Annotated in this window: 22 protein-coding genes; 15 read left to right on the top strand and 7 right to left on the bottom strand. The window is 45.3% G+C overall.

Going from position 1 to position 24,073, the window contains the following annotated elements; genetic code table 11:
- The first annotated feature begins 81 nt into the window (after positions 1 to 81).
- The 3 genes from QE357_RS10385 (at position 82) to QE357_RS10375 (ending at position 2,935) form a co-directional block, all read left to right on the top strand.
- A complete protein-coding gene (locus tag QE357_RS10385; protein WP_309707222.1) occupies positions 82 to 654 on the top strand; it encodes a GNAT family N-acetyltransferase in 573 nt (190 codons plus the stop codon).
- Entirely contained in the window at positions 651 to 1,706 is a 1,056-nt protein-coding gene (locus QE357_RS10380; RefSeq protein ID WP_309707220.1) for an AMP-binding protein, read from the top strand. The genes QE357_RS10385 and QE357_RS10380 overlap by 4 nt, the downstream gene beginning before the upstream one ends.
- 443 nt (positions 1,707 to 2,149) lie before the next feature.
- The gene (locus QE357_RS10375) at positions 2,150 to 2,935 is read left to right on the top strand and encodes a hypothetical protein (RefSeq protein ID WP_106634847.1); all 786 of its coding nucleotides are present in this window, start codon (positions 2,150 to 2,152) and stop codon (positions 2,933 to 2,935) included.
- Between the two features lie 567 nt (positions 2,936 to 3,502).
- Here the strand turns inward: QE357_RS10375 and QE357_RS10370 are convergent.
- Together QE357_RS10370 and QE357_RS10365 are read right to left on the bottom strand one after the other, a co-directional pair.
- The gene (locus QE357_RS10370; RefSeq protein WP_309707217.1) at positions 3,503 to 4,309 is read right to left on the bottom strand and encodes a hypothetical protein; all 807 of its coding nucleotides are present in this window, start codon (positions 4,307 to 4,309) and stop codon (positions 3,503 to 3,505) included.
- Between the two features lie 401 nt (positions 4,310 to 4,710).
- Positions 4,711 to 5,676, bottom strand: coding sequence for a helix-turn-helix transcriptional regulator (locus QE357_RS10365; RefSeq protein ID WP_309707215.1), 966 nt, complete (start codon positions 5,674 to 5,676; stop codon positions 4,711 to 4,713).
- Between the two features lie 216 nt (positions 5,677 to 5,892).
- Here QE357_RS10365 and QE357_RS10360 point away from each other — a divergent pair, with 216 nt between their 5' ends.
- Positions 5,893 to 8,754 (top strand): hypothetical protein, encoded by a 2,862-nt coding sequence (locus QE357_RS10360; RefSeq protein WP_309707212.1) that lies wholly within the window; start codon positions 5,893 to 5,895, stop codon positions 8,752 to 8,754.
- 178 nt (positions 8,755 to 8,932) lie between these two features.
- On the top strand, positions 8,933 to 9,610 hold the full coding sequence (locus tag QE357_RS10355; protein ID WP_106634851.1) for a hypothetical protein: 678 nt from the start codon (positions 8,933 to 8,935) through the stop codon (positions 9,608 to 9,610).
- An 81-nt stretch (positions 9,611 to 9,691) separates the two neighbouring features.
- Here the strand turns inward: QE357_RS10355 and QE357_RS10350 are convergent, their stop codons facing one another.
- The 4 genes from QE357_RS10350 to QE357_RS10335 all read right to left on the bottom strand — a co-directional run bounded on the left by QE357_RS10350 (position 9,692) and on the right by QE357_RS10335 (position 14,709).
- On the bottom strand, positions 9,692 to 11,167 hold the full coding sequence (locus tag QE357_RS10350) for an MBOAT family protein (RefSeq protein ID WP_309707210.1): 1,476 nt from the start codon (positions 11,165 to 11,167) through the stop codon (positions 9,692 to 9,694).
- Positions 11,142 to 12,134 (bottom strand): GDSL-type esterase/lipase family protein, encoded by a 993-nt coding sequence (locus tag QE357_RS10345; RefSeq protein WP_309707207.1) that lies wholly within the window; start codon positions 12,132 to 12,134, stop codon positions 11,142 to 11,144. Before QE357_RS10345 ends, QE357_RS10350 begins: the two co-directional genes overlap by 26 nt.
- Positions 12,135 to 12,213: 79 nt before the next feature.
- Positions 12,214 to 13,734 (bottom strand): hypothetical protein, encoded by a 1,521-nt coding sequence (locus QE357_RS10340; protein ID WP_309707205.1) that lies wholly within the window; start codon positions 13,732 to 13,734, stop codon positions 12,214 to 12,216.
- A gap of 90 nt (positions 13,735 to 13,824) precedes the next feature.
- Positions 13,825 to 14,709 (bottom strand): bifunctional 5,10-methylenetetrahydrofolate dehydrogenase/5,10-methenyltetrahydrofolate cyclohydrolase, encoded by an 885-nt coding sequence (locus tag QE357_RS10335; RefSeq protein WP_106635041.1) that lies wholly within the window; start codon positions 14,707 to 14,709, stop codon positions 13,825 to 13,827.
- Positions 14,710 to 14,909: 200 nt separating this feature from the next.
- Between QE357_RS10335 and QE357_RS10330 the strand changes: the two genes are divergently transcribed.
- The 10 genes from QE357_RS10330 to QE357_RS10285 all read left to right on the top strand — a co-directional run bounded on the left by QE357_RS10330 (position 14,910) and on the right by QE357_RS10285 (position 23,136).
- Positions 14,910 to 15,266, top strand: coding sequence for a hypothetical protein (locus tag QE357_RS10330; RefSeq protein ID WP_106635042.1), 357 nt, complete (start codon positions 14,910 to 14,912; stop codon positions 15,264 to 15,266).
- A 171-nt stretch (positions 15,267 to 15,437) separates the two neighbouring features.
- Positions 15,438 to 15,920: a DUF2452 domain-containing protein gene (locus QE357_RS10325; RefSeq protein ID WP_307142964.1), complete on the top strand. Its 483-nt coding sequence runs from the start codon at positions 15,438 to 15,440 to the stop codon at positions 15,918 to 15,920.
- Positions 15,921 to 15,966: 46 nt separating this feature from the next.
- A complete protein-coding gene (gene menB, locus QE357_RS10320) occupies positions 15,967 to 16,821 on the top strand; it encodes a 1,4-dihydroxy-2-naphthoyl-CoA synthase (RefSeq protein WP_309711357.1) in 855 nt (284 codons plus the stop codon).
- A gap of 129 nt (positions 16,822 to 16,950) precedes the next feature.
- Complete coding sequence (locus QE357_RS10315) at positions 16,951 to 17,364, top strand: hypothetical protein (RefSeq protein ID WP_307142963.1); 414 nt, start codon at positions 16,951 to 16,953, stop codon at positions 17,362 to 17,364.
- A gap of 7 nt (positions 17,365 to 17,371) precedes the next feature.
- Entirely contained in the window at positions 17,372 to 17,785 is a 414-nt protein-coding gene (locus QE357_RS10310) for an EVE domain-containing protein (RefSeq protein ID WP_106634856.1), read from the top strand.
- Entirely contained in the window at positions 17,772 to 19,337 is a 1,566-nt protein-coding gene (locus QE357_RS10305) for a hypothetical protein (protein ID WP_309707201.1), read from the top strand. Before QE357_RS10310 ends, QE357_RS10305 begins: the two co-directional genes overlap by 14 nt.
- A 69-nt stretch (positions 19,338 to 19,406) precedes the next feature.
- Positions 19,407 to 20,291 carry a class I SAM-dependent methyltransferase gene (locus tag QE357_RS10300; RefSeq protein WP_106634858.1) on the top strand — a complete coding sequence of 295 codons (885 nt, stop codon included), beginning with the start codon at positions 19,407 to 19,409 and terminating at the stop codon, positions 20,289 to 20,291.
- A gap of 65 nt (positions 20,292 to 20,356) precedes the next feature.
- Positions 20,357 to 21,040 (top strand): response regulator, encoded by a 684-nt coding sequence (locus QE357_RS10295; protein ID WP_106635044.1) that lies wholly within the window; start codon positions 20,357 to 20,359, stop codon positions 21,038 to 21,040.
- Positions 21,041 to 21,131: 91 nt separating this feature from the next.
- Positions 21,132 to 22,508: a HAMP domain-containing sensor histidine kinase gene (locus QE357_RS10290; RefSeq protein ID WP_106634859.1), complete on the top strand. Its 1,377-nt coding sequence runs from the start codon at positions 21,132 to 21,134 to the stop codon at positions 22,506 to 22,508.
- Positions 22,509 to 22,875: 367 nt separating this feature from the next.
- Positions 22,876 to 23,136, top strand: a complete 261-nt coding sequence (locus QE357_RS10285) for a hypothetical protein (RefSeq protein ID WP_106634860.1) — start codon at positions 22,876 to 22,878, stop codon at positions 23,134 to 23,136.
- Between the two features lies 1 nt (position 23,137).
- Here QE357_RS10285 and QE357_RS10280 read toward each other — a convergent pair whose 3' ends face one another.
- Positions 23,138 to 24,043: a histone deacetylase gene (locus QE357_RS10280; protein ID WP_106634861.1), complete on the bottom strand. Its 906-nt coding sequence runs from the start codon at positions 24,041 to 24,043 to the stop codon at positions 23,138 to 23,140.
- Between the last annotated feature and the right edge of the window lie 30 nt (positions 24,044 to 24,073).

The raw sequence follows: 24,073 nt of genomic DNA, 5'->3' as shown, positions 1-24,073 counted from the left end.
TTTTTCCCAGTAAATTCACTCCTATTAACGTCACAAGGAACGGCTCAGAGGTATCTTTGAGTCGTTCTTCTTTTTAATCCTATGCCCTACTCATTCGATCCTTTCCCCGTATTAACCACTGACCGATTAGTCTTACGACAGCTCACGCCTGACGATACGGAAGATATGTTTTCGCTCCGATCTAATCCTGAGTTGATGAAATACATTCCACGGCCCCTTGCTCTATCGAGCAACGATGCTCTGGTTCTGATTGAGCAAATGAATCAGCGTACACAAGAGCAGAAATCCATCATTTGGGGAATTTCTCTTCGAGAGAACCCGGCTCTGCTCGGATTCATCGGATTCGTGAATCTGTATCCTGAGCATTTCAGGGCTGAAGTGGGCTATATGCTTCACGGCAATTTCCATCGGAAAGGCATCATTCGGGAAGCATTAAACCAAGTAATTCGATACGGATTTGAAACGATGCATCTACACACGATTGAGGCCATTACTGATCCTGAAAACATAGCCTCCGCCGCAGTGCTTACGCAATACGGATTTCAGCAGGAAGGTTATTTCCGGGAGAATCGTTTTTTCAATGGAAAATTCATTAGTCAAATTAACTGGACGTTATTCCGCTCTGCATTTCTCAAAACTACGAATCAGGAATGATAGTCATTCATCGGGATCAGCCGCTGCCCGTTCCTCACACGTCATACGAAGAAAAAGTCATTGGTTTTTGTGAACAATGGCTCGCCGGACAATCCACGTTTACCATCCATACGTCCGGGTCGACGGGTATTCCCAAAGCCATCGAATTAACGCGAAGCCAGATGCAAGCGTCGGCCCAACTGACCGCCGATACGTTTCAGCTTCAAAAAGGCGACCGGGCTTTGTGTTGCCTAAATGTGGAGTACATCGCCGGAATGATGATGTTGGTTCGTGCCCTCGAGATTGGTCTGGAATTGGAGGTAATCGAGCCTACGTCTGCGTTATCGCCGTATCTGAACGGCATTGATTTCGTGGCACTCGTTCCGCTTCAGCTACAGAAGCTGCTCGAAAATCCCGAACACCATTTGCCCGCTTTGCAGAAAATGAAAGCGATTATTTTGGGTGGAGCTGCCGTATCATCAAGCTTACAGGAAAAACTGGACGCGTTATCCTCACCCGTATATGCGACCTATGGCATGACCGAGACGGTTTCGCACATTGCGGTTAAACGGTTAAACGGGCCGGAAAAAACGGATTATTTTCAGGCTCTCCCCGGCGTGGAATTAGGGCTGGACGAGCGGGGCTGTCTGCACATTACCGCAGCCGCATCCAATCACGAACGCATCCAAACGAACGACGTGGCGGAGATGCTGGGAGAAAGCCGTTTTCGAATTCTGGGCCGAGCCGATAATATTATTAACTCTGGGGGCGTCAAGATTCAACTGGAAGAAGTAGATCGTTTGCTGGAACCGATCATGCACGAACATTTTCCAGGTAAGCGGTATTTTACCTGGGGATTTCCCAATGAGACATTAGGCCAGCAGTTAGCGTTAGTCATTGAAGGCGAAACCCAGGTTTCTGATCAGATCAATAGGTTTTTAGAACACCTGAAAAGCTTCTTGCCTACTTATAAAAATCCTCGCAGCATTCATTTTATTTCTCAGTTTATGCATACGCCCAGCAATAAAATTGATAAAAAAACCAGCGTCGCTCAACTGAACCGGAGTGTTTAGAGCTTTCGTTTCCATCATCTCGGACGAAGCGATGTTTAGCGTTACTAAGACTAACGGCCCTAACAAACGCATTTGCCAGTAATGAAGTCACCTGTCATTCCAGTAAAGTTCTTCGCTTCGCTCTGAATGACAAATGGGGTGTTGTGGCACGCCTGTGCATCCACGCTAGTGCGGCTTTTCTTTTTACTATTACCCACCTGTCCTCTCAAAGGAAGGGAGAAACCTTATACTTGCTTTGCTAAGTGTCCATGAAAAGCAAGTAAGTTCTTATAATGATTTAATAATAGATCGTTCGACCCTAAAACGTTGACTATCAATTAACCAGCTATCCATTAGAAACGATCAACTACTTGTATTTGATTCGGCTTTTATTAGCTAAAAGCACACCATAAAGGGTATAAACTGAAAACTATTCATTATTTTTCCCCTTTAGAAATGCGTTTATGGAAACTCCTTTACGATCCATCGAGATTAATTACCAGACAGCCGAACTCATTCCGGCTCCTTATTCCCACAAATACTCCATCCGGGCGACTATCAATCGGGCTGATGAATTGCAAGTCAACTTTCAGATTGAGTATATCGATCGGGAAGATTTGACAGAAGATGAAATCTGGGGAGAAGGATTTACCGGAAGCGACGATTTCGCCTGGGAAGGCACCCTTCTGCCCGTCTGGACCAATGAAATTCGCTCGCTTGGAGCAAAAACAGAGTTCTATAAAAGTAATCGCCTAGCCAACGAAGCAGAAAATCAGTTCTGGCTTAGTCTGGAATATAAAGATCAGGAGCCGGTGCTGGGGAAGCCTAAAAACCGGGAAGCCTGGGAGTATTTGTCGCAGGAGTTAATTCAGGCAATTTATGAAACCGCTAAACTCGAAGCTCCACTTAAACTGATCTACCTGAAAAAGCTAAAAGATAAATCCATTCAGGTTGAAATGAATGTCTTTTTCTCGAAGCGAACGGTAAAGATGAATCTTCAGATTGATAATACCGAAAAGTCTAATGAGGTTCGTTGGGATACGTTAAATCCGGTTTTAAAGCTCATTTACGCGGGCGAATTTCTCGCAGAAAAAGCCACGCAAAAAACCCCGGAACGCCCCGGTAATTACATTAATGTGGGCGATGGCCTCTGGTATGAATTCGGAACTTCATTGGTTAACCCCAGTGGTAATAATCGCTTTTTAAACGATATTGAAAAGTCACTGGACGAAATTTCAGGACTTTCTTAACAAAGACAAAAGCCGGACTTAGAATCCGGCTTTTGTTTTTCAGGGGTCATGCTCTTCCGAGTGTCTGTATAATTAAAGGCCTCTCATTTCTTATTACTTTTAAAAGCACAAGCGGGATTACTTTACTCTCCTTTTTATTTTCACAGGCTGTCATTCAGAGCGAAGCGAAGAACCTTATGATGATGGGGTATAGTTTCTAATGGAGAGTTCATTAGCCTTGCTTTACGCTCGTCCCATTCTCACAGAAGTTCTTTCTCACTTTTGTCTTTATTCCATCAATTTTTCTGACGTCCGTAATGATGAAACTTGCATTTGAGTTATTCTTTTTTGCAAGTTCTATCATATTAGGGAGAAATGGTAATTCCAACACATCAAAGTCGGGTCTTTTTGATAAGAGATATTTTTTAATATTTCCCAGTCCACAGTCAATTTCTAAAATTCTGGCTTTGTCTTTTATAATTGTATTGTAGATGTAATTATACATTTTTTTTGTATAAGTCTAAATCCACAAACTTGTCTTAATAAAGTCCAGCTACTTTGTTCTAGGTTTCAAAGGTTACTTTGTATCTATCCACGGTCTACTTTTTTATTTGTTAATAATGCAATTCCTAGCCAGTATGCCGGAGCAAGAGCGATGGCAGGTACCATGAACGGGAAATAAAAATTTTCGAAATTGTCAAGCAAGCAAAGTATACAGAATATTATTCCAATTATACAAAAAGCGGATAAGCTAATCAATTGCCATTTTTTGATTTCAAGTTGTTTTAAGAGTATAAATGTCAGTATAATTTCAGTTAGGTAAAGGCCAATTCTGGCCAGTGTCCGCCAAGTAATCTGAAAGTTGAATTGTACGGAAAAATCATTTGGACTTTTACCCTCAGCCACCCAGTTTTTCATTTCGGAACTAAGCATAAAAGAACTGTAATTGTCCCATAAGTTGAAGAGTATAGTAACGATTAATATTGCGAAAAACGTCTTGGGTTGTACGCCTCTAATTGGAGTTAATACGTTAAGACCTCCGAAGAATAATAACAGCGTAGCAAGTAAAAGCAAGCCGTATCTGAACTGTTCAATGATGGCAAATGTCAATAAACTTCCGTCCATTCTTGGCGGGCCTAAGTGTAACGGGAAAATAGCGGTCATACCTATCGCAAAAAAAAGCCATCCTGAAATAGGATTGGATTTTTTAAGAGTAAAAATAAGTCCTGTTCCAATTGCGACAATTCCTATGCAGATAGCAACATAGGTTCCAAAAGTCTGGTTGTCTACTTGTTCTTCGGGTGGGAAGAAGTTTTCCGTTATCGGAAAAAATGGCAAAACTAGAAGCACAATGATTCCTATTGTCCTAAATATAATTATTAAAATTTTATTCATATTATTTTAGTATTATAGGTGTCACTCTCGTGCAAGATGCCATCTCGTTCCTAATAAAAGCTTTGGTAACACTGAGCGTTGCATACGCTTTTCTCAGGCATCCGCGACTGAGTCGCGGACGAACGGTGGGCAATTCATTAGCCTTACTTTCGTCCCATTCCCACAGAAGTTTTCTCCCTACGGTCGAGATGGCAGGCCGGGAGTGTATGTACTCCCTTTCTCCCTGTCATCCAGAGCGGAGCGAAGGACCTTACTGACCTTTGCGAACGTATTAGGTCATAAACAAACTTTACTAACCCTAACCCATTCCTACAGAAGTTCTCTCTCCAGGTTTGAGAGGGGACAGGTAGAGGTACTTATTGTATACCCTGGGTCATCCAAAGTGAAGCAAAACCTTCCATTTACTTTACCCGATCCAGTTCCATTTTCAGTTCTTCAACCAAAGCTTTCATTCGGTCCAGCGACAAGGGCGGCTCGGGTAGCTGGGTGCTGTAAAATCCCTTTACTGCCCAGACTTCAATAATATCTTTAGAAGACACTTCCAGCGTTTGAATGGCTGGGTTATCGGAACTTAATAACAGCGTACTTTTGATCTTCAACTGATTATATACCCGTCGATACATAATACCCTGCGGTCGGGCCACAATGATGTAATGCTTGGAGTCTTCCAGTTTATACCAGTCATTTACCTGCTCAGCAATGATGATTGAGCCGGGAATGGAAAAGTCTTCACCTACCTCAAAAGCCCGGACAACGCCCGATTGCGTTCGCGGGCCCTGGAAGGGCGGCAATTGCTGAATGTATTCGCCCTGTCTTGATTTAGTAAGATACTCACTTGTCTGCTCCTTCTTAACCAACCGAATACCCGAATCCTGACTCACATTGGTACTCGGTGCATTGACCGAAGGTGTCAGGACGGGCGTTTGAATTGGCGTATCGAAGGACTTTGGCTTTTCAACAGGTAGGGTCGCAGCCGGATAATCCAGACGATTTAATTTTCGCAGTGTCACCCGCTGAGCAACCAGATTAACCTGAGATTTTTGCCGAAAGTAGGTATCAACCACTTTCTGAATGGGCTGAGGGGGCCTCGAAGGCTCTGCCCGGTAAACCGGAGGTGGCGGAGCCGAAGTCCCCAGGTTTAAACTGGGCGTGTCCCGAATGCGGCGTAAATCAGCCGTTAGTAATTGATCCAGCGTAACCCCAAATAGCTGGGAAAGCTTGATTAGCGTCTCACGCGGCGGATTGGCCCGAGCTTCTTCATAGGCTCCAATATTGGGTCGTTTGGTTCCCAACCGACGAGCTAACTGCTCCTGAGTCAGATCGTTACGATTCCGTAAATATCGAATATTTTCACTAATGATGCTCATACCTCCTCGCGTTTTGACAAAATTTTTAGCAAAACTATTTAAAATTGAAAATCAGGCAAGCATTAATTGAGGTATTCGATTTTCTTGCCCATTTTTACTCGACTTACCACTATATTCTACAATTCTCAAAGGTGTTACTTTCGCAGTTTGTGAGTAGCTTTCCACACTTATTTATTGCAAATCCCTGACGCGTTCAGTTAATACCCCACCTTAGGTATGTCGACTTGTTTACGATTATTAGTTATCCTACTAACGATCAGCTTTTTAGCAATCCCATCCTGGGCTCAACTTGGCAATACTTCCCAAAATCAGTCTTCGCTGCAATGGTCACAAAAACGCACCCCTCACTTCCGGTTAATCTACCCAAAGGGCTATGATTCCCTGAGTAATCATTTAGCGAATACCCTCGAAACGGTTTATGATCCTGTCGCGAAAACCCTGGGACGAAGACCCCGACCTATTTCTTTAGTATTACAAACCCAAACTACCGTTTCCAATGGGTTTGTAACCCTCATGCCCCGACATACAGAGTTCTACATCACACCACCTCAGGACGCTAATTTTCTGGGGAATAACCGCTGGCTGGATTTACTGGCCGTCCATGAATTTCGGCATGTGGTGCAGTACGAGAAGGCCATGACGGGCCTTAGTAAAGCTTTGTTTTACGCCTTTGGCTATAACGCCACTTCTTTTATCAACTTGGGCGTTCCAGACTGGTTCAGTGAAGGAGATGCCGTTTGTACGGAGACCGCTCTAACGGCGGGAGGTCGCGGTCGAATTCCTGAATTTAACCTGCTGCAACGGACGCAGTTATTAAGTCGGCCTAAACCTTTCTCTTACTTTAAAGCCGTCGCGGGATCGTATAAGGATAATGTGCCGGACTGGTATGTGCTGGGGTATCAACTGACCAATTATACCCGCCGAACTTTCGGCCCGGAGGTTTGGGACCAGGCGTTGAACAAGTATTACCGTTTCCCCTTCTACCCTTTTTCATTCTCGGATAAATTACGAAAAACGACAAAAGTTGGCGTAGAGGGCTTGTATAGATTGGCCAATGAGGACTTTAAAAAGCAATGGTCGGAACAACAACCCAGGAACTTAACCCCTGTGGATTACCAATCGGCCCTTCCGAAGGTATATACAGATTATCAATTTCCCCAGTATTTACCCGATGGCCGCTTGATCGCTCTTAAATCAGGTTTAGCGAATATTCCAGCGTTTGTTAGACTGGATACATTAAAGGAAGAAACGCTTTTTGAAACGGGTTACCTCAATAATTCTGCTACCCTTTCTTTCGGTACCCATACGCTCGTTTGGGCGGAACAGCATTTTGATCCCCGGTGGGGAATGCGGGATTATACCGTACTAAAAACCCTGCACACGCAAACGGGAAAACTGAATAAATTAAGCTCCCTTAGCCGTTACTTCGCCCCGAGCATTTCGCCCGACGATTCTCGCATTATTACCGTTGAAGTGGATACGCAGGGCAAAAGTCAACTGGTATTACTTGATGCTTCCACTGGACAAGTTTTGCAGGTATTCCCCAATCCAGATCAGGCATTTTATCAACAGCCCCGTTTTTCAACCGACGGACAGCAGGTAGTGGTTACCAAGCAAATAGGCCGTAAAAAGACGTTCGAGATAGTAACGCTTGCCAACGGCAGTACCCAGGAAGTCTTTACACCCCTTATTCAGAACATTGCTCAACCTTTACTTCACCAGAACTGGTTGATTTACAACGCTCCGTATACAGGCATTGACCAGATTTACGCCTATCATCTTACCACTAAAAAGACGTATCAGGTCACCCGTCGACCTTTTGGGGCTTACCATGCGGCCCTTTCTCCTGATCGAAAAACGCTGGCTTTTCAGGATTTTGGTGAAAAAGGATTTCGAATCGGTACCATGCCTTTTGACCCTTCCCACTGGCCGGAAATACAGGAAATCCCGGCCGCTCCTGATCGCTCTTTTGGGCCTTTGGTTCAGCAGGAAAACAATGCCTCTATACTCTCAAAAGTCCCTGGTCAGGACTACCCTACTCGCTCTTATTCCAAAGCCAATTTATTCAATATTTATCATTGGGGACCTACGTTCAGTTCCAGCATTACGGACTTGAATGTGGGTATTGAATCCCAGAATCTTATTTCAACCGCTTTTACCTCTGGTGGCTACACCTACAACGCAGCCGAAAGGCAGGGCCAATGGTATGGTAACTTCAGTTATTACGGCTGGTACCCCGTGCTGGATGTGAGTGTGAGCAGCGGCTCCCGAGCCACCCGATATGCCTTAGACCGGCAAGCTCCGCTCGACAGCACGGGTGTGGATCGCTGGCGTCAAAACGACCTGAATGTGGGCCTTCGTTTACCCCTTACCTTCACGCATTCCAAGTACCGGGAAGGGCTATCAATGGCCGTTTATGGCAATTTCATTCAAACGAAAGGGTATGACCTTTGGGTTCGAAACCGGAACGAACCGGGCTCTAATAACCTGGCTGCTACGACGGTATCTTTCGCGTATAACCGCTTGTTACGGCAATCCAAACGCGATGTTCAACCTCGCTGGGGACAAACCTTTTTGGCCTACGCCCGCAATACGCCCTTTGGCGGTACTTTGCAGGGGAACCTACTAGCTTTACAAACGCGGTTGTACTTTCCGGGTTTTGCCAAACACCATTCGCTCCGCGTCTTTGGGGGTATTCAGTTTCAGGGAGCTTCGGATACTTATGTTTTCAGTAGCCCGCTATTTTTCCCAAGAGGTTATGCTTACGAAAACGCTCAACGCCTGACGACCGGATCGATTCAATATCAATTACCCCTGCTTTACCCCGATCTGGCCATCGGGCCCTTGTTATACATTCAGCGAGTGAAACTCAATGCCTTTGTGGATGGCGGCCATGCGTTGATTCCGGTGCGGAATAATGGTCTGCGGGATCGTTATTACGGATCTGCGGGTTTGGACATCATTTTTGATTTTAATCTGCTCCGTTTCCGGCAGCCGCTGGAACTGGGATTCCGGCAAGTTATCACGCAGGAAAGGAGGTATTCTGCTCAGCTTTTAGTAGTGGATATTGGCTTTTAATGCTACGCTTGTTCTCGATTAATGGTGTCTCTATGGGGTATCAGGCCAGCCCTTTCACATTTTTTAACGCCTGGAACGTCGATTTTGTCGCTGAAAAGAAAGGTGGGTATTGCTAATGTCAGCTTTGATGCCATACATTGCCCCCCTCAAATTTTGTTAAGCCATTCACTTTTCAGCCATGAAATCATTCCTTTTAGCCTTTGCTCTGTTGTGGAGCACTACCCTATCATTCGCCCAGTTTCGTCCCAACCGAAACGGTAATGCCAACAATCAGACGGTTCAGTTTTATTCCCGTTCCAACTATAAAGGCGATGTCATTCGACAAGGCATAGGTACTTACCGAACCATTGACTGGACCATCAATTCCATTCAGGTTCCTCAGGGGTATGTCGTAGAAGCTTTCTCACAGCCTAACTTCCGGGGAGAGTCCGTAAAACTGATGGGTAACGTTGCTCAGTCGGGTAACCAGATCCGTTCGCTTCGCATTAGCCGGGATTATACCAACGATCGCCCTGATTACGATAATGGTGGCCGCCCGGGTCGTCCAGGCCGCCCCGATAACTCCAGACGTCCCGGTTCCAATGACCGCAATGGTGCTGTCGTTTTATACATGGATGATAACTACCGTGGGGGCTCTGCTACCCTGAACGTAGGTCGTCACCGTTCGTCGGCTCTAGGTCAGTTAAATCGTCAGGCTTCTTCCATTCAGATTCCAGAGGGGTATAGCATTCAGGTTTTTGAAAATGACAGCTTCTCTGGCCCTTCCTATACCTTAACCAGCAGCTCAGATCGTCTGAGAAATATTGGCTGGAATGATCGTATTTCTTCGATTATTGTCAGTCGTACCAGATATTAATCCATCACTTACCAGTGCATAAAGCAGCAAGAGAGGCCCGTTACTACGAGCCTCTCTTGCTGCTTTATGCACTACTACTCTTTAAAACTGAAAATAGATAAAAGGCTGGACTTCGGCGGATTGTACCTGAGTCATTAAAATAATCACTCCTAATAACCAGGCCAGTTTTCCGACCAGCGGTAAGCGGGTAACCAAGCCTTCTGCCTGTAACTCTACTGAACGTGGAATGAAATGCAGGAAGTACCCTAAAACCATGACCAGTAATACATTCTGGTAGCCCAGCACAAATTCTGTGAAGATTTCAGGTTTGAATTGTGTGGCAATCTGGGTGAGTACCTCACGGGCAATTTCCATGGAGTCGGCCCGGAAAAATATCCAGCAGAAGCAGACAAAATGAAAGGTTAACACCTGAGCCAGCAACCGGGGCAGCGGAAAATTTCCCACTGAAAAATACGAGCGAAAGAAGCGATGCACCACCAGAGCTCCGCCGTGAAGCATTCCCCAGAGAATAAATCGCCAGGCTGCTCCGTGCCATAATCCACCCAGCACCATCGTCATAAATAGATTGAAATAGGTGCGAAACGTACCTTTCCGATTCCCTCCCAATGAAATGTAGAGGTAGTCGCGTAACCAACTGGAAAGCGAAATATGCCAGCGACGCCAGAATTCAGTTACGTTTCGGGATTGGTAAGGGGAATCAAAATTGATAGGATACTGAAAACCCAGTAGCAAAGCAATTCCAATCGCCATGTCTGAATACCCCGAGAAATCACAATAAATCTGTAAGGCATACCCATACACGCCAAACAGGTTTTCGAGTCCTGAATAGAGCGTGGGGTTATCGAAAATACGGTCAACGAAATTGATACTGATGTAATCGGAAATGATTACTTTTTTGAACATCCCGCTACCAATCAGGAAAATGGCTCGTCCGAACTGCTCGGGAGTCACGACAACCGGACGGTATAACTGCGGAATAAAATCCTTGGCCCGAACGATGGGACCTGCCACCAATTGCGGGAAAAAGGACACAAAAAAGGCGTAATCTAGAATACTCTTCACGGGTTTGATTTCGCCCCGGTAAATATCAATGGTATAACTCAGCGACTGAAACGTATAGAACGAAACACCCACCGGAAGAAAAATCGGTAGCGGATTAAAGGGTTCGTGCGTCCATTGCGTCCAGGCTTCGTAAAAGAAATTGGTGTACTTAAAATACGCCAGTAAGCCCAGATTGAGCACTAGGTTTATAATCATCCATACTCTTTTGTAAAATCGCTGTTCGGCATCGTAAATGAACCATCCCAGCACGTAATCAACGACTGTAGCCAGCACTAGCAACAGAAAATACCAGCCCGAAGACTTATAATAGAAGTACAGCGAAAAGAGCGTAACAAAAATAACTTTAGCCCGATGATGGGGCCGAAGAATTACGTAAAGGCAGGAAAAACCCAGAAATAACCACAGGAATAAACCGCTGTTGAACAACATCGGTGCATTGGCATGGTACTGGAATAAATCGGCTAACTTATTAAAGTCGATCTGTAACATATTCATTGAAGGCATTCATCAAAGCCTGGTATAACAAATTCCCCTGAAACTCGTAGCCTTGGCGGGTGTAGTGAACGCCGTCGCTGCCAATGAGATGATTCTTTCGCCAGAAAGATGCCGCTCCCGTAATGCCATACAGGTCCCAGCAAGGCAGGTGGTGCTGATTGGCGTAGTCGAGGATGGTCTGCCGTACCTCGCCCATTTTGGCATTGGGCTGTGTGCGTCTTTTGTAGGAGTCTGCCGGCGTAGTTAATAAAACGATGGCTTCGGGATTATTTCGCTGAATGGCCTGCACCATTGAATCAATCTGCATCGTCAACTCCGGCATGGTCAGTTTACTGCTGTGGGATTCATTAGTTCCCAGAGAAACAATCACCAAGTGAGGAGCTAACCCCCTGGTTTGTTCAGCAAAATATTGCGATTCGTTGTAATGCGAATACTGAGCTCCGTTTACGCCCACGGTATGATACAAAACGCCGGGTTGCCCGTTTTCCAGACTAAAGCCAAAGATGGTAGCATGGGTTTGTCCGGGACGACTCTGAACAGACTCAAGGGTGAACGAATCGTTCAGTTCGTGTAGATCAATCTGGTAAGGCTGTTGTCCGGCGACACTATCCGCGTATTCAGCCGAAGCCATGATGGCTCCACTCGCATCCAGAATGTTATAATCATAACTGTTACTATCCCTTAAGCAAAACAATTTCAGCCGATCAAACTGATACCCCAGAGCAGAATCCGAGCGAATTTCTACGTTGATCCGTTTTCCAGCTACAGTGTTTCGAACCGTCACGCCTCCAATTCCGTTGGGAATCAGATCGTTTGGCATTACACACCGACGCGACTCCCAGATGACATCGCTATTGGTTTTATACGTATAGGGTTCGTTGGTTCGGGCTACGTGAAAGGGCACAATAAACCCCCGGCCCGCATTCCCAAACTCATATTGAAATCGCTTGCGAACGATATGAGTCATAAGATCAGCCTGCAAATGCGAATCGCCAATGTGCAGGATATTAATAACTCCGGTCTGTCTGGTTTTAAGTTCAGCCAGTTTATCGAAAAACGGATTCAGGCTTTCGACCTGAGAGATCGCGTTTGGTTGCTGTGTTTCGTACGGTAAGGCTAGCGTCGCTGTGACTAGCGTTTTCTGTGCCTGGACGTTTGTGTAAAGCCCAAGGAGTAGTCCCAGCAGTGCGATTCTGATCATATTTTTTCTTTTCAAATAAAAATGCTCTGGTTAGGAGGCGGGCAATTTTGCGGCCACCGGCATATTTCATGTGGGTGTAATCTTTGTTAGCCAGCCCAGCATTGACGTATTTCACCATAGAACCTTCGCCCCCCATCGCTTCCCACAGATTCCAGAAGGTAACCCCGGTTTTTTGGGACATTTTCCGTTGAGCAGCGATCAAATACGGAATACTGGGGAAGGAAATATAGTTATCCTCCTGCTTCATGCTCCGGTCAGAAACCCCAATGATGAGAATGCTGGCCTCAGGAAATCCCCGTTTAATGCGTTCAATGGCAGCCATCATTTTAGGAACGTACCATCCGAGTTGCGTCGTATTAGGCTGAATCACATTTAAGCCATACTGCAAAATCACCAGCTTGTAATGCTGAAGCTTATTAAACTGCTGATACATGGATTCGGAAACGCCTAGCAAACCCCAACCGGAGTTACCCCGCATGCTGAAATTATCCACGTAAACGCCATGATCGGATTCAAAACTCAGCCCGTACAGAGCCAGACTTCCTCCGAACGACATACGAATCTGATCGCCCGAAGTATGTAAATCGTGTTCGGTTAAATACCCCTGCCCCGCCAGTGAGTCCGATTGCTCAGCATTTTTACCAAGCGTGTAGGTAACCCGGCTGTTCTGATTAGCCCGGTAGAACAATCGTACCCTCTCAAAATGGCTGGGACCATAAGGAGCAGCCGTTTTAAAATTTACTACGTTATTGCCTTCCGGTACAAAGCTGTAACCCGAAACTCCCAGGGGAGGCCCTCCGGGCGTTTTTTCTTGAACGGAATACGTTTTAAAATTTTTAAACTGGTGACGAATGGTCACGCGGAAATTAGCTACGGGCGACGTAACAGGCACGTAACCCACCCCTTTCCCGCCGAACAAAGCCTGTAAGGTATCGCGGAAATCGCCGCAAAGCATATCTCCTTCAATGAAAGAATCACCGAAAAAAGCAATCCGAACGGGTTTGTGCTGGGCTTCTTCCGCCAGTGCTTTCATGATTTGCTTCAGGCCCTGTCCCGTTGAATCATAATCTTCAATGCAGGTTTGCCCTTTCGGACAAGGCACTGAAGCAACCAGACCAGAATCTTTGGTAATGACCTTGGGGGCAACGGTTACCGAATCTGGTTCTTTTTCTTCGCTTACATCAGCAATTAAAGCAGGGTTTTCGGGTAAAACTGGCTTCGAGTTTTTCTCAATAGAAGAAAATAATCGAATGGGCTTTAGCTCGTATTCACTCCAGAATTGTTCGGGAATAAATGAAAAACCTACTAAACAAGCCACCAGCAACAGTGTCAGTAAAGGCACCTGCCGAACAGAATTGGAGGCCATTCTCTAAATCAGAAATTGATACTATGTCGGTTGGAAATAGACTAATGGCCGGATTACTCCCGAAAGGGTAACCCGGCCATTGATAACGTATTACTTTTTATAAATTTCGCCTTTAGCAGCCAAAAGTGTATTCTGCATCAAGGAAATAATGGTCATTTGTCCAACGCCACCGGGAACGGGCGTAATGAAGCTGGCCTTAGGAGCCACTTCGTCAAATTTCACGTCACCTTTCAGCGAGAAACCCGATTTTTTGGTTGCATCAGCTACGCGTTCCAGTCCTACGTCCAATACCACAGCTCCTTCTTTGACCATGTCTGCCGTAATAAATTCCGGGCGGCCCAAAGCTCCTACCAGAATATCCGCCTGACGGCAGATTTCAGCCAGATTTTTAGTTTTGGAGTGCGTAATGGTTACCGTACAGTTACCAGGATAGGAATTCCGTTGCATCAGGATGCTCATGGGTAAGCCCACAATCTGACTACGGCCCACTACCACGCAGTGCTTACCTGCGGTTTCAATGCCGTAATGTTCCAGCAACATCAGGCAGCCCTGAGGCGTGGCAGAAATGTAGGCAGGCAGCCCTTTCGCCATGCGACCAATGTTGATTGGGTGAAAGCCGTCCACGTCCTTCGCGGGATGAATGGTTTCCATCACACGGTCAGGGTTGATATGGGCAGGTAAGGGCAACTGAACGATCAGGCCGTCCATGTCTGGGTTTTCATTGATTTCCCGGACTTTGTCCAGTAGTTCTGCTTCCGTTACGGTTTCGTCAAAGCGAAACAGCGTGGATTCAAAGCCCAGCTCTGCACAGGCTTTTACTTTATGGGCTACATAGGTTTCCGAAGCTCCATTCGTACCAACCAAAATAGCCACCAGGTGAGGCGTTTTGCCATTGCTGGCCTTCAGTTGTTGTACTTCTGCGGCGATCTGATCCTTATAACGGGCAGCAACGGCCTTGCCGTCAATTAATTGCATACTCTCTTGCTCTAAAATGATAAAACAAAAATCAGCTTCAAAGATACGTATTCCTAAGGTCTGGTTGGCCTGTCTTTCCAATATTCCCACTGGAAAATTCAGGGGATAACTTTCCGCTTCTCATGACATACTGTGGGCAAAGGCTTGATTTCTGGCTAGTTATCCATTAATTTCGTGCTTGTATTACCCCCCTTTACTTCATGCAACTCTCTTTACTCCCCAGCGACGAACAACGTTATTTTCTTGACCTCTTCGCTCAGGTGGTGTTTGATACCCGTCGGAATCGTCCCAGACTGAAAACCATTTGTAGTCAAAGGGTTCCGGGCGATCTTGCGGTAAGTTGCCCCGCTCGTTTACTCAATCGTTTTCCCGAAGGAACCATTTATAAACTGGATGCCAAACTGGTTCAGTTACCCGGCAAACAACCGTACTTGGTGGCTGTGAATCGCCGAAATATGCAGCGGGCTCTGGAATTTTACGATCACAACCGACAGCTACAGAACGGCATTGCCAGAACTCGGCATACCTCCCGAAACAAACGCTCCTCTTCTTCATAACCGGGAATCAGTTATTTTATCCCCCTTTCGTTTGATTTTATTTTTATCCGTATTCTTTACTCATCCCGCATTACTCAACCTTTACTTCATCGATTCCTTGCTTTTCTTTCCGGTTTCCTGCTAAACAATCCCTATTTTTGGGCGTTTTTCATACAAAAAAACCTCGGTACCATGCCGGAAAACACGGAAGCAGGGGCGTTCGAAAACCCCATAAGACCAGATCAGGTGGCTGAAAATCCCGGCCTCCTTCCCTACGCTCACAATGCAGGCAGTGCGGTAGTACGCCCTGAAGATGAGGGAAAAATCAAAGCCAAAGCTCTGACCGCCATGCGTCAGCAAACGGGTAAGCAATACGATCAGCTCGCGGGCCAGATGAAGACCTTACTCGAACAGGCGAAAGAAATCCAGCGAAGAGTGGAAGTATCCGAACGGGTATACACCGCAACGGTTAATTTTGAACCTTTTATCGGTCAGACGATGTATCTCTACGAAAAGGCCGACGGCAGTGATCTGCTTTCGCTGGTGGCCCCGCACGAATGGGGCCGCTCGTTTAAATACAATCGCTTCGTAGCTCAGGTAACCATGTTGTATGACCATACCTGGGATGTGCTCTTCTACAATGAAGAAGGCGAAGAAGATCGAATCAAACTATAACGGTCTGCCGGATGACGGATCGTTGAAAACTGAAAATCCGAAAGTAATGAGTGTTAATCCAAAAACTGCCCCTATCCTTTCCTGGAAATTACCCTGGGAACCGATTAAAGAATACCGTGAAATCCGTTACCTCTATTATGAAGGGATCGCGATGATTTCCATTAACCGTCCTGAAGTGCACAATGCATTTACGCCTCTGACGGTATCTGAAATGATCGAAGCCATGGAACTGGCTCGTCAGGATACCCGCGTAGGGGTTATCATTCTGACGGGTGAAGGCGGACGGGCCTTCTGCTCCGGCGGCGATCAGTCCGTTCGCGGACACGGGGGGTACGTAGGCGAAGATGCCGTTCCTCGCCTGAACGTGCTGGATCTGCAACGTCAGATTCGCTCGATTCCTAAACCCGTAATCGCTATGGTAGCGGGCTGGTCCATTGGGGGCGGTCACGTTTTACACGTCATCTGCGATTTAAGCATCGCGGCTGAAAATGCTCGTTTCGGTCAGACGGGCCCTAAAGTGGGTAGCTTCGACGGAGGCTTTGGAGCCAGTTATCTAGCCCGGGTAGTAGGTCAGAAAAAAGCCCGTGAAATCTGGTATCTCTGCGATCAGTACGACGCACAGGATGCTATGTCGATGGGCCTGGTGAATAAAGTAGTTCCTCTGGAAGAACTGGAAGAAACCACGGTAAGCTGGTGCCGTAAAATCCTGGCGAACAGTCCCATCGCTCTTCGCATGCTGAAGTCCTCCTTCAATGCTGATCTGGATGGGCAAGCGGGTATTCAGGAGCTGGCCGGAAATGCAACCTTACTGTATTACCTCAGCGACGAGGCCAAAGAAGGACAGCGTTCCTTTCTGGAAAAACGGAAGCCTGATTTCCGTAAATTCCCTCAGTTCCCCTAAGTCACTTGTTCTGTCCCGGGCTTTTGCTTGGGACAGAATTTTTGTTTCAGGAGCAGTCTTTTCAGAAACTATTGAAAACCGCTGCTCCTGAAACCTCGTATACATAAGCCAACCATTCCTGTATTAGTTATGAATTACATCAAATCACTCGTCATATTTGTGGCTCTTGTCGGTCTGTTTTCAAGCTGTACTAAAGATACGCCACAGGACACCGATGAGCTAAGTTACCTCTATCAGACCTGGAAGCATTCGACGGAGGAAGACGTAGCCAATGAGCGGATCGTTTATCGCAATGCCAGTTATGGCTACCCCAACTCGAATCTTCGTCAAACATTTACATTTACGGAAAGCGATGTGCAGGTTTCAGTCATTACTAATGCTAAATTAACGACCTATAAAGGAAGTTATACGGTGGTTATGAATGGAAATTCCGTCAAGGAAATCACCATCAATTACACCGAAACGGGTCAGAAGATCCCTACCGTTTTGCGGTATGAGGTACTAATTCTGGCTAATGATGCCCTCATTTTAAAACAGTTATAAAAAACCGATGAATTTTTGGCTCGTCAAATCCGAACCTTTTAAATATTCCTGGGATGATTTCGTTAAAGAAAAGCGAGGCACCTGGGACGGTGTGAGAAACTTTCAGGCTCGTAATAACCTGAAAGCGATGGCGGTCGGAGATTTGGTTTTATTTTATCATTCTAACGAAGGTAAAGAGATCGTAGGCATTGCAAAGGTAGTTCGGGACGCTTACCCCGACCCTACTACCGACGATGAACGCTGGGTGGTGGTTGATCTGGAACCCGTAGAAAAACTACCCAAATCAGTTACGCTTGAAACGATTAAAGCCGATGAACGTCTGCAAAACATTGCCCTGATTCGCCAGTCTCGGCTTTCGGTTTCCCCCGTCCGGCCCGAAGAATTTGATATCATCATTGGATTAGGCCATGAACATTCGTAACCCCCTCTTTGTCATTACCCTGTTGCTGCTGGGTAGTTTGAATGTATTTGCACAGCAAAAGCGTTTGGAAATTCCCATTCCAAGCTCAAACGCTAACATCTTCACGATCCCCGTGGGTCAGGAAGGTGTGATGTTATTAACCCAAACCGGACGAAATTCCTACCACATTGACCGTTTTGATACCAATCTGGAGCGAAGCTGGTCGGTGGATGGAACCATTACCGATGGACTGGAATACGTGACGTATTCGTACGACGGTAAGAACATTTACCTGCTTTTTAGCCGGAACAAGAGTAATGTCTACGAAATCATTAAGGTTTATGTAGGCCCCGGTTTCACCGAAAAATTTGAAATTCACTCGGTGGATAAAATGGAAATCTCGCAGTTCAAGGCCTTCCACGATGGCATTTACATCGCTGGCGTGGTTCGCGAACAGCCCATTTTGTCCTACACAAACCTCCAAACCCGTCAGAATCGTCTGCTGAATGCTTCTTTCAAAGGAAAAGCTGAGGTACAGGCTATTGAAGTCGATTCCGTAACGAATCGCGTGAACGTCACCTACGCCGTGCAGCAGAAAAACCGGGAATTTTCCATCGTCGTTAAATCATTTGATGATGAAGGAAAACAGCTTTCTGAAATCGTGGTAACTCCCGACGAAGATTACGCCCTACTTGACGGTCGCCTCAGCCCTCTACCGGATGGCACCCAACTGATGATCGGAACGTACGGGTACCGCAGCATGCAGTCCCAAACGAAAGGTCACATGGTGCAGGGCATTTATCTGTGCAAAGTAACGGACAAGGAAATTCTGCCCTTGAAATACTATAGCTTCACCGACTTCAAGAATTTCTTCTCGTACCTAAGCCCCCGCGATCAGGAACGTCGCGAGCGTCAGGTTCAACGGAAAAAAGAAAAAGGCAGTGATTTGAAGCTGAACACGCAGTTATTACTTCATGATCTGATTCAGAAAGACGGTCAGCTCATTCTGGTAGCGGAAGCTTTTCAGGCTACGTTCCGTAACAACAGCAATGCCTGGGGCTACGGTAGTCCCTGGGGTAGCCCCATGGGTGGATTTTATCCGGGCTGGGGCTGGGGTATGTACAGCCTGAATCCTTTCTATTTTGGCAATCGCGGCTTCTACAACAATGGTGCTCAGATGTTTGACGGCTGGCAATATACCCACGCCGTAGTCGCTGGAATTGATCCTGAAAAAGCGACTCTGATCTGGGATAACAGCTTTGAAATTGACAAAGTGAAAACCATGTCTCTGAAAGAAAAGGTGAAAGCTAATGTTCAGAACAATCAGGTAACCCTGGTGTACAGTGACAATGGCAGCCTGCGTTCCAAATCGATTAAAAATAATATGGTGGTTGAAGACGGAACCGCTCAGGCCCTTGCTACGGGCAATACGGGAGATCGGGTGCGTCGGAATTCTACCGAAAACGTTGATTATTGGTACGATAACTATTTCCTGGCCTGGGGTTTTCAACGCATCACGAACGATGCTGAAGGCCGCCGGAATGTATTTTACCTGAATAAAGTAGCTTACTAATTTAAGTTTTTGAAAAAAAGGACAGGTGATGGCGAATCATCTGTCCTTTTTTAGCTTTTATATTGAACCATGAAATTACTTACCCCTACCCCCTGGCCGGATTACGAGCTGATTGATTGCGGCAATTTTGAGAAACTCGAACGCTTTGGTGCCTACACGCTGGCACGACCAGAACCGCAGGCCATCTGGGACAAAACCCTTTCGGATGCGGAATGGGAACAAAAAGCTCAGGCCTATTTCAAACGGGAAAAGGGGAATACGGAAAAAGGGGAATGGCTGACCAAGAAAGGCATGCCCGAACGCTGGACCGGAACGTACCAGTTAACGAACCAAAAACTGACTTATAAGCTGGCGTTATCTTCCTTTAAACACGTCGGCTTATTTCCAGAACAGGCGGCTAACTGGGAGTTTATTTACCAGAAAACCAAAGCGTTAGGCGTTCCGAATCCTAAAGTTTTGAATCTATTTGCGTATACCGGCGTTGCTTCGCTGGCAGCCAAAGCGGCGGGTGCTGATGTTACTCACGTGGATTCCGTAAAGCAGGTCATTAGCTGGTCTCGGGAAAACATGGAGCTCAGCGAGTTAACTAATATTCGCTGGGTGGTGGAGGATGCCATGAAGTTTGTGAAGCGGGAAGTTCGACGGGGTAATAAATACCATGGAATTATTCTTGATCCCCCCGCTTACGGTCGCGGACCCGATGGCGAGAAATGGGTTTTGGAAGAACAGATTAATGAACTGCTCAAGCTTTGTAAAGAATTATTAGAGCCCGAGCATCACTTCTTTTTGATCAATCTGTATTCGTTAAGTTTCTCGGCTTTGATCGCAGAAAGTCTGATTCTCCGTATTTTTGGCTCAACCAGTAACCCCGAATTTGGCGAGTTATACCTCCCTGATTCCTTCAACAAGAAATTACCTTTGGGTATATTTTATCGGTTCTCAACCGTTGAATAAGCCTGTTTTTAGTTGATTTAGCGTAGCAGGATCGATCCGTTCGGCTGCTTAAAATATATCAAATGATGAAGCTATTAATCATTGAAGATGAACCCAAAACGGTTCAGTCCGTACGGCAGGGTTTGGAAGAAAACGGATTTGAAGTAGACATTGCTTACGACGGCCTGATTGGTAAACATCTGGCGAAAAAAAATCCGTATGATTTAATAGTTTCAGACATCATCATGCCCGGCCTGAACGGCGTAGAACTTACGCGTGAACTTCGTAGCGAAGGTGTTGAAACGCCCATCTTGTTACTAACTGCTCTGGGCGGCATCGACGAAAAACTGATGGGTTTTGATGCTGGAGCGGATGATTATCTGACGAAACCTTTCGAGTTTGCCGAGTTACTGGCCCGTATTCGCGTATTGGCCCGTCGCTGGAATGGCTCAATGCCTATTGCTTCCAACATTCTCCGATACACCGATCTGGAGATGAATTTGGATTCAAAGACGGTTACCCGTGGAGAGAAAAAGATTGAACTCACCGCCCGTGAATTTGCTCTGCTGGAATTTATGCTTCGCAATCAGGGAAAGGTGCTTTCGAAGGCTGAAATTGCTGAAAAAGTCTGGGACGTTAACTTCGATACCGGTACGAATGTCATTGAAGTATACATTAATCTTTTGCGTAAAAAGGTAGATAAAGATTTCACGACCCGCCTCATTCACACGCAATACGGAATGGGTTATGTATTAAAAGTAGAAGATTAATTAAACGTTCTTAGGGAAAGTGTTCTGGCACTTTCCCTAAGAAAAACGCTCCTGATTACCCATTCCTGATCGCTTCATTCAGTATCCACTTATGCAGATTCGTACTCGCCTAACCATTCAATTTACATTGCTGGTTTCAGTGATTGTCTTGTTAGCGTTTACGGCCATTTATTATTTCAGAAAATACAATTTAGAAGAACAATTTTATTACCGGCTTCGCCAGAAGGCGTTAAGTACCGTTGAATTATTGGTTAATCAGAATGAAGTAAATTCTGAAACATTAAAGCTCATTGATCAGTCTAATCGGGACTTATTGTACAAAGAAAACGTCATTTTATATACCTACAGAAACGATATTTATCACCTTTCCAATGACACGATTAACTTCAATTTAGATCGGAATATACTGAACCAGATTCGATTAAATAAAGAGTTAAAAATTGAAAAAGGGGAATATAAAATTTACGGGTTGTACTACACCAACGAAGGTGAACGCATGGTCAGCGTAGCCGGAGCCGTTGACGTAGCCGATCAGATTAGTATGCGGGCTTTACTCCGCATTTTAGTATACGCTTACATCTCTTCTATCTTACTGGTTGCTGTTGTAGGCTGGTTTTTTGCAGGGAGGGCTTTAGTGCCTATTTCGACGGTTATTAATGAAGTACAGCGAATTTATCCGCAGAATTTAAGTAAGCGGGTTAATACCCAGAATGAAAAGGATGAAATCGGGCGATTAACCTTTACTTTCAATGCTCTTTTAGATCGGGTTGAACAGGCTTTTCGCTTACAGAATATGTTCATTTCGAACGTTTCGCACGAATTAAAAAATCCACTTACCAAGATTATTTCCCAGCTTGAAGTAACCCTCCTTCGGGAACGTTCTTCGGAGGAATACCGCAATACCATTGCATCCGTACTTGCGGATAGTCGTGATTTAAGCCAGCTTTCAAACACCTTATTGGAATTAGCTAAAGTTTCCGATCAGAATCAACCCTTTCTGACGGCTCCGGTTCGGATGGATGAAATCGTCTGGGATGCCCGTGATTTATTACGGACCACGCACGAAACCTACACCATTAAAGTAGAATTTCCGGCTGATATTGAAGATGAAACCATTTTGACCTTAAATGGCAACGCGTATTTGCTGAAAGTAGCCGTTATTAATTTAATGGAAAATGGCTGTAAATTCTCGGTAGATCATATTGTTAATGTAGCCGTTCAGCCTTCTGAAAGCGAATTGAAATTGATCTTCAATAATCGGTCCAATATCGCTGAAGAAGAAATTGGCCTGATCTTTCAGCCCTTTTACCGAAGCCAGAAATCCGTACGAACTTCAGGATATGGCATCGGGTTATCGCTCGTCGATCGAATCATCAAACTTCACAATGGAACGATTGAGGTACACTCCCAGAACGGAAATGTTCAATTTGTAGTCTCATTACCGCAGGAAAAATCAAATTTTCAGTAGATTTTAAGGATTGCTTCACCTTACATTAAGTATTCACCCGTTCATTTGCTATTGCAAAGCAAACCAGTTTTCTCATCCGGTTAGATGGTTTGTAATGGGGGAAATGCAGACACGCTGGGGTCCATAACGTCGGCCCCAGCGTAGTCTTTTTAAACCCTTGAGGAGTATGATTAATGATAGGACAATTTACTTAGTTTATCCTGCTAATAATTCACACTAGCGAGTCCATTTACTTAAGATATATTTCGATTATTCTTAAGTAAAAAATTGAAATTCATATTCTTAAATCAAGTGATTTAATTTCTCCTGCCCCACTCCTCCGCCAGTATCCTGTTTGTTATTTGTCAGATCATTTACGTTTTTGTATATGCCTTTCTATTTAAACGGATTACGGTATCGCCCACGCCCGGCCAAACGTACATTTCCCTGGATTATCGTTAGTTTACTAGTTATTTCTGTAGCTGGAAATGTACTGCAATGGACTACTCAAAAATCGATGCAAGTACGATTAAATAATGCCATTATCAGCAGTGACTCTACCCTAGCTGCCCGTCATGAAGCTGAGCAAAAAATCAATAAATTAACGGAAGAATTAGAGATCACTAAAGAAATTCAACAACTGCGGTAACTTACTGAAAATACATTGTTTCGGCTAATCGAAACGTATTGCAGTGAGCTTCTACAATAGCCGCCAGACGTTTGGAATATCCTCCTCCCATCACTACAACTATTGGTAACTGGTATTGCCTGGCATAATGAAACACCATTTCATCACGTTTTTTACAGCCTTCTTTTGTCAGACTTAGTTTACCTAATTTGTCCGTACCCAGTACGTCTACGCCGGAAATAAAAAACAGAAAATCTGGTTTTTGCTCTTCAATTAATGCAGGTAAATGTGCTGCCAACAAAGCTAGATAAGTCTCGTCCTGCGTATGCGTTGCCAGTTCTATGTCCAAGTCTGACTTTTCTTTATGCAATGGATAGTTATCTTTTCCATGCATCGAAAAAGTAAACACTCGAGGTTCCTTTTCAAAAATACAGGCCGTCCCATTACCCTGATGAACATCCAGATCAATGACCAGAATCTTCTTACTTAGTTCGGTTTTCAATAAATAGTTCGCGGCAATTCCTACATCATTCAATAAGCAGAATCCCTCTCCCTTATCCGCATAAGCGTGATGCGTACCACCAGCTACGTTCATTGCTACGCCATATTTCCGGGCATAATGACAGCAGTCGATGGTACCCTGAGCAATAATAATCTCCCGCTGAACCAGTTGTTCCGTCAAAGGAAAACCAATTCGCCGCACCATCTTATCTGATAACTGAAGCGTCCGCAGATCATGCCAGTACTGCTCCGTGTGGGTAGTCAAAATCCATTGTTCCTCAATGGGTTGAGGAACAAAAAACGAGTCCTCGGCTACGGTTCCTTCCCGCAATAACTGTTGAGGGATTAACTCATATTTTTCCATCGGAAAGCGGTGTCCTTCGGGTAAAGGGTAACAGTATTCCGGGGCATAGGCAATCTTTAGCATACCAAAACGCGTAAATAAAATCCTCAGGGT

The sequence above is a fragment of the Siphonobacter sp. SORGH_AS_0500 genome (assembly GCF_031453245.1).
GTDB lineage: Bacteria > Bacteroidota > Bacteroidia > Cytophagales > Spirosomataceae > Siphonobacter.
Note: the sequence above shows the minus strand (reverse complement) of the source record. Positions and strands in the feature narration are given on the sequence as shown.

What these genes read in the sequence shown, in the direction of transcription:
- QE357_RS10340 (WP_309707205.1), bottom strand. Translation starts at nt 13,734, where the DNA reads ATGGCCTCCAATTCTGTTCGGCAGGTGCCTTTACTGACACTGTTGCTG.
- QE357_RS10375 (WP_106634847.1), top strand. Translation starts at nt 2,150, where the DNA reads ATGGAAACTCCTTTACGATCCATCGAGATTAATTACCAGACAGCCGAA.
- QE357_RS10385 (WP_309707222.1), top strand. Translation starts at nt 82, where the DNA reads ATGCCCTACTCATTCGATCCTTTCCCCGTATTAACCACTGACCGATTA.
- QE357_RS10355 (WP_106634851.1), top strand. Translation starts at nt 8,933, where the DNA reads ATGAAATCATTCCTTTTAGCCTTTGCTCTGTTGTGGAGCACTACCCTA.
- QE357_RS10380 (WP_309707220.1), top strand. Translation starts at nt 651, where the DNA reads ATGATAGTCATTCATCGGGATCAGCCGCTGCCCGTTCCTCACACGTCA.
- menB (WP_309711357.1), top strand. Translation starts at nt 15,967, where the DNA reads ATGAGTGTTAATCCAAAAACTGCCCCTATCCTTTCCTGGAAATTACCC.
- QE357_RS10285 (WP_106634860.1), top strand. Translation starts at nt 22,876, where the DNA reads ATGCCTTTCTATTTAAACGGATTACGGTATCGCCCACGCCCGGCCAAA.
- QE357_RS10310 (WP_106634856.1), top strand. Translation starts at nt 17,372, where the DNA reads ATGAATTTTTGGCTCGTCAAATCCGAACCTTTTAAATATTCCTGGGAT.
- QE357_RS10330 (WP_106635042.1), top strand. Translation starts at nt 14,910, where the DNA reads ATGCAACTCTCTTTACTCCCCAGCGACGAACAACGTTATTTTCTTGAC.
- QE357_RS10295 (WP_106635044.1), top strand. Translation starts at nt 20,357, where the DNA reads ATGAAGCTATTAATCATTGAAGATGAACCCAAAACGGTTCAGTCCGTA.
- QE357_RS10345 (WP_309707207.1), bottom strand. Translation starts at nt 12,134, where the DNA reads ATGACTCATATCGTTCGCAAGCGATTTCAATATGAGTTTGGGAATGCG.
- QE357_RS10335 (WP_106635041.1), bottom strand. Translation starts at nt 14,709, where the DNA reads ATGCAATTAATTGACGGCAAGGCCGTTGCTGCCCGTTATAAGGATCAG.
- QE357_RS10370 (WP_309707217.1), bottom strand. Translation starts at nt 4,309, where the DNA reads ATGAATAAAATTTTAATAATTATATTTAGGACAATAGGAATCATTGTG.
- QE357_RS10290 (WP_106634859.1), top strand. Translation starts at nt 21,132, where the DNA reads ATGCAGATTCGTACTCGCCTAACCATTCAATTTACATTGCTGGTTTCA.
- QE357_RS10360 (WP_309707212.1), top strand. Translation starts at nt 5,893, where the DNA reads ATGTCGACTTGTTTACGATTATTAGTTATCCTACTAACGATCAGCTTT.
- QE357_RS10315 (WP_307142963.1), top strand. Translation starts at nt 16,951, where the DNA reads ATGAATTACATCAAATCACTCGTCATATTTGTGGCTCTTGTCGGTCTG.
- QE357_RS10325 (WP_307142964.1), top strand. Translation starts at nt 15,438, where the DNA reads ATGCCGGAAAACACGGAAGCAGGGGCGTTCGAAAACCCCATAAGACCA.
- QE357_RS10365 (WP_309707215.1), bottom strand. Translation starts at nt 5,676, where the DNA reads ATGAGCATCATTAGTGAAAATATTCGATATTTACGGAATCGTAACGAT.
- QE357_RS10280 (WP_106634861.1), bottom strand. Translation starts at nt 24,043, where the DNA reads ATGCTAAAGATTGCCTATGCCCCGGAATACTGTTACCCTTTACCCGAA.
- QE357_RS10305 (WP_309707201.1), top strand. Translation starts at nt 17,772, where the DNA reads ATGAACATTCGTAACCCCCTCTTTGTCATTACCCTGTTGCTGCTGGGT.
- QE357_RS10300 (WP_106634858.1), top strand. Translation starts at nt 19,407, where the DNA reads ATGAAATTACTTACCCCTACCCCCTGGCCGGATTACGAGCTGATTGAT.
- QE357_RS10350 (WP_309707210.1), bottom strand. Translation starts at nt 11,167, where the DNA reads ATGAATATGTTACAGATCGACTTTAATAAGTTAGCCGATTTATTCCAG.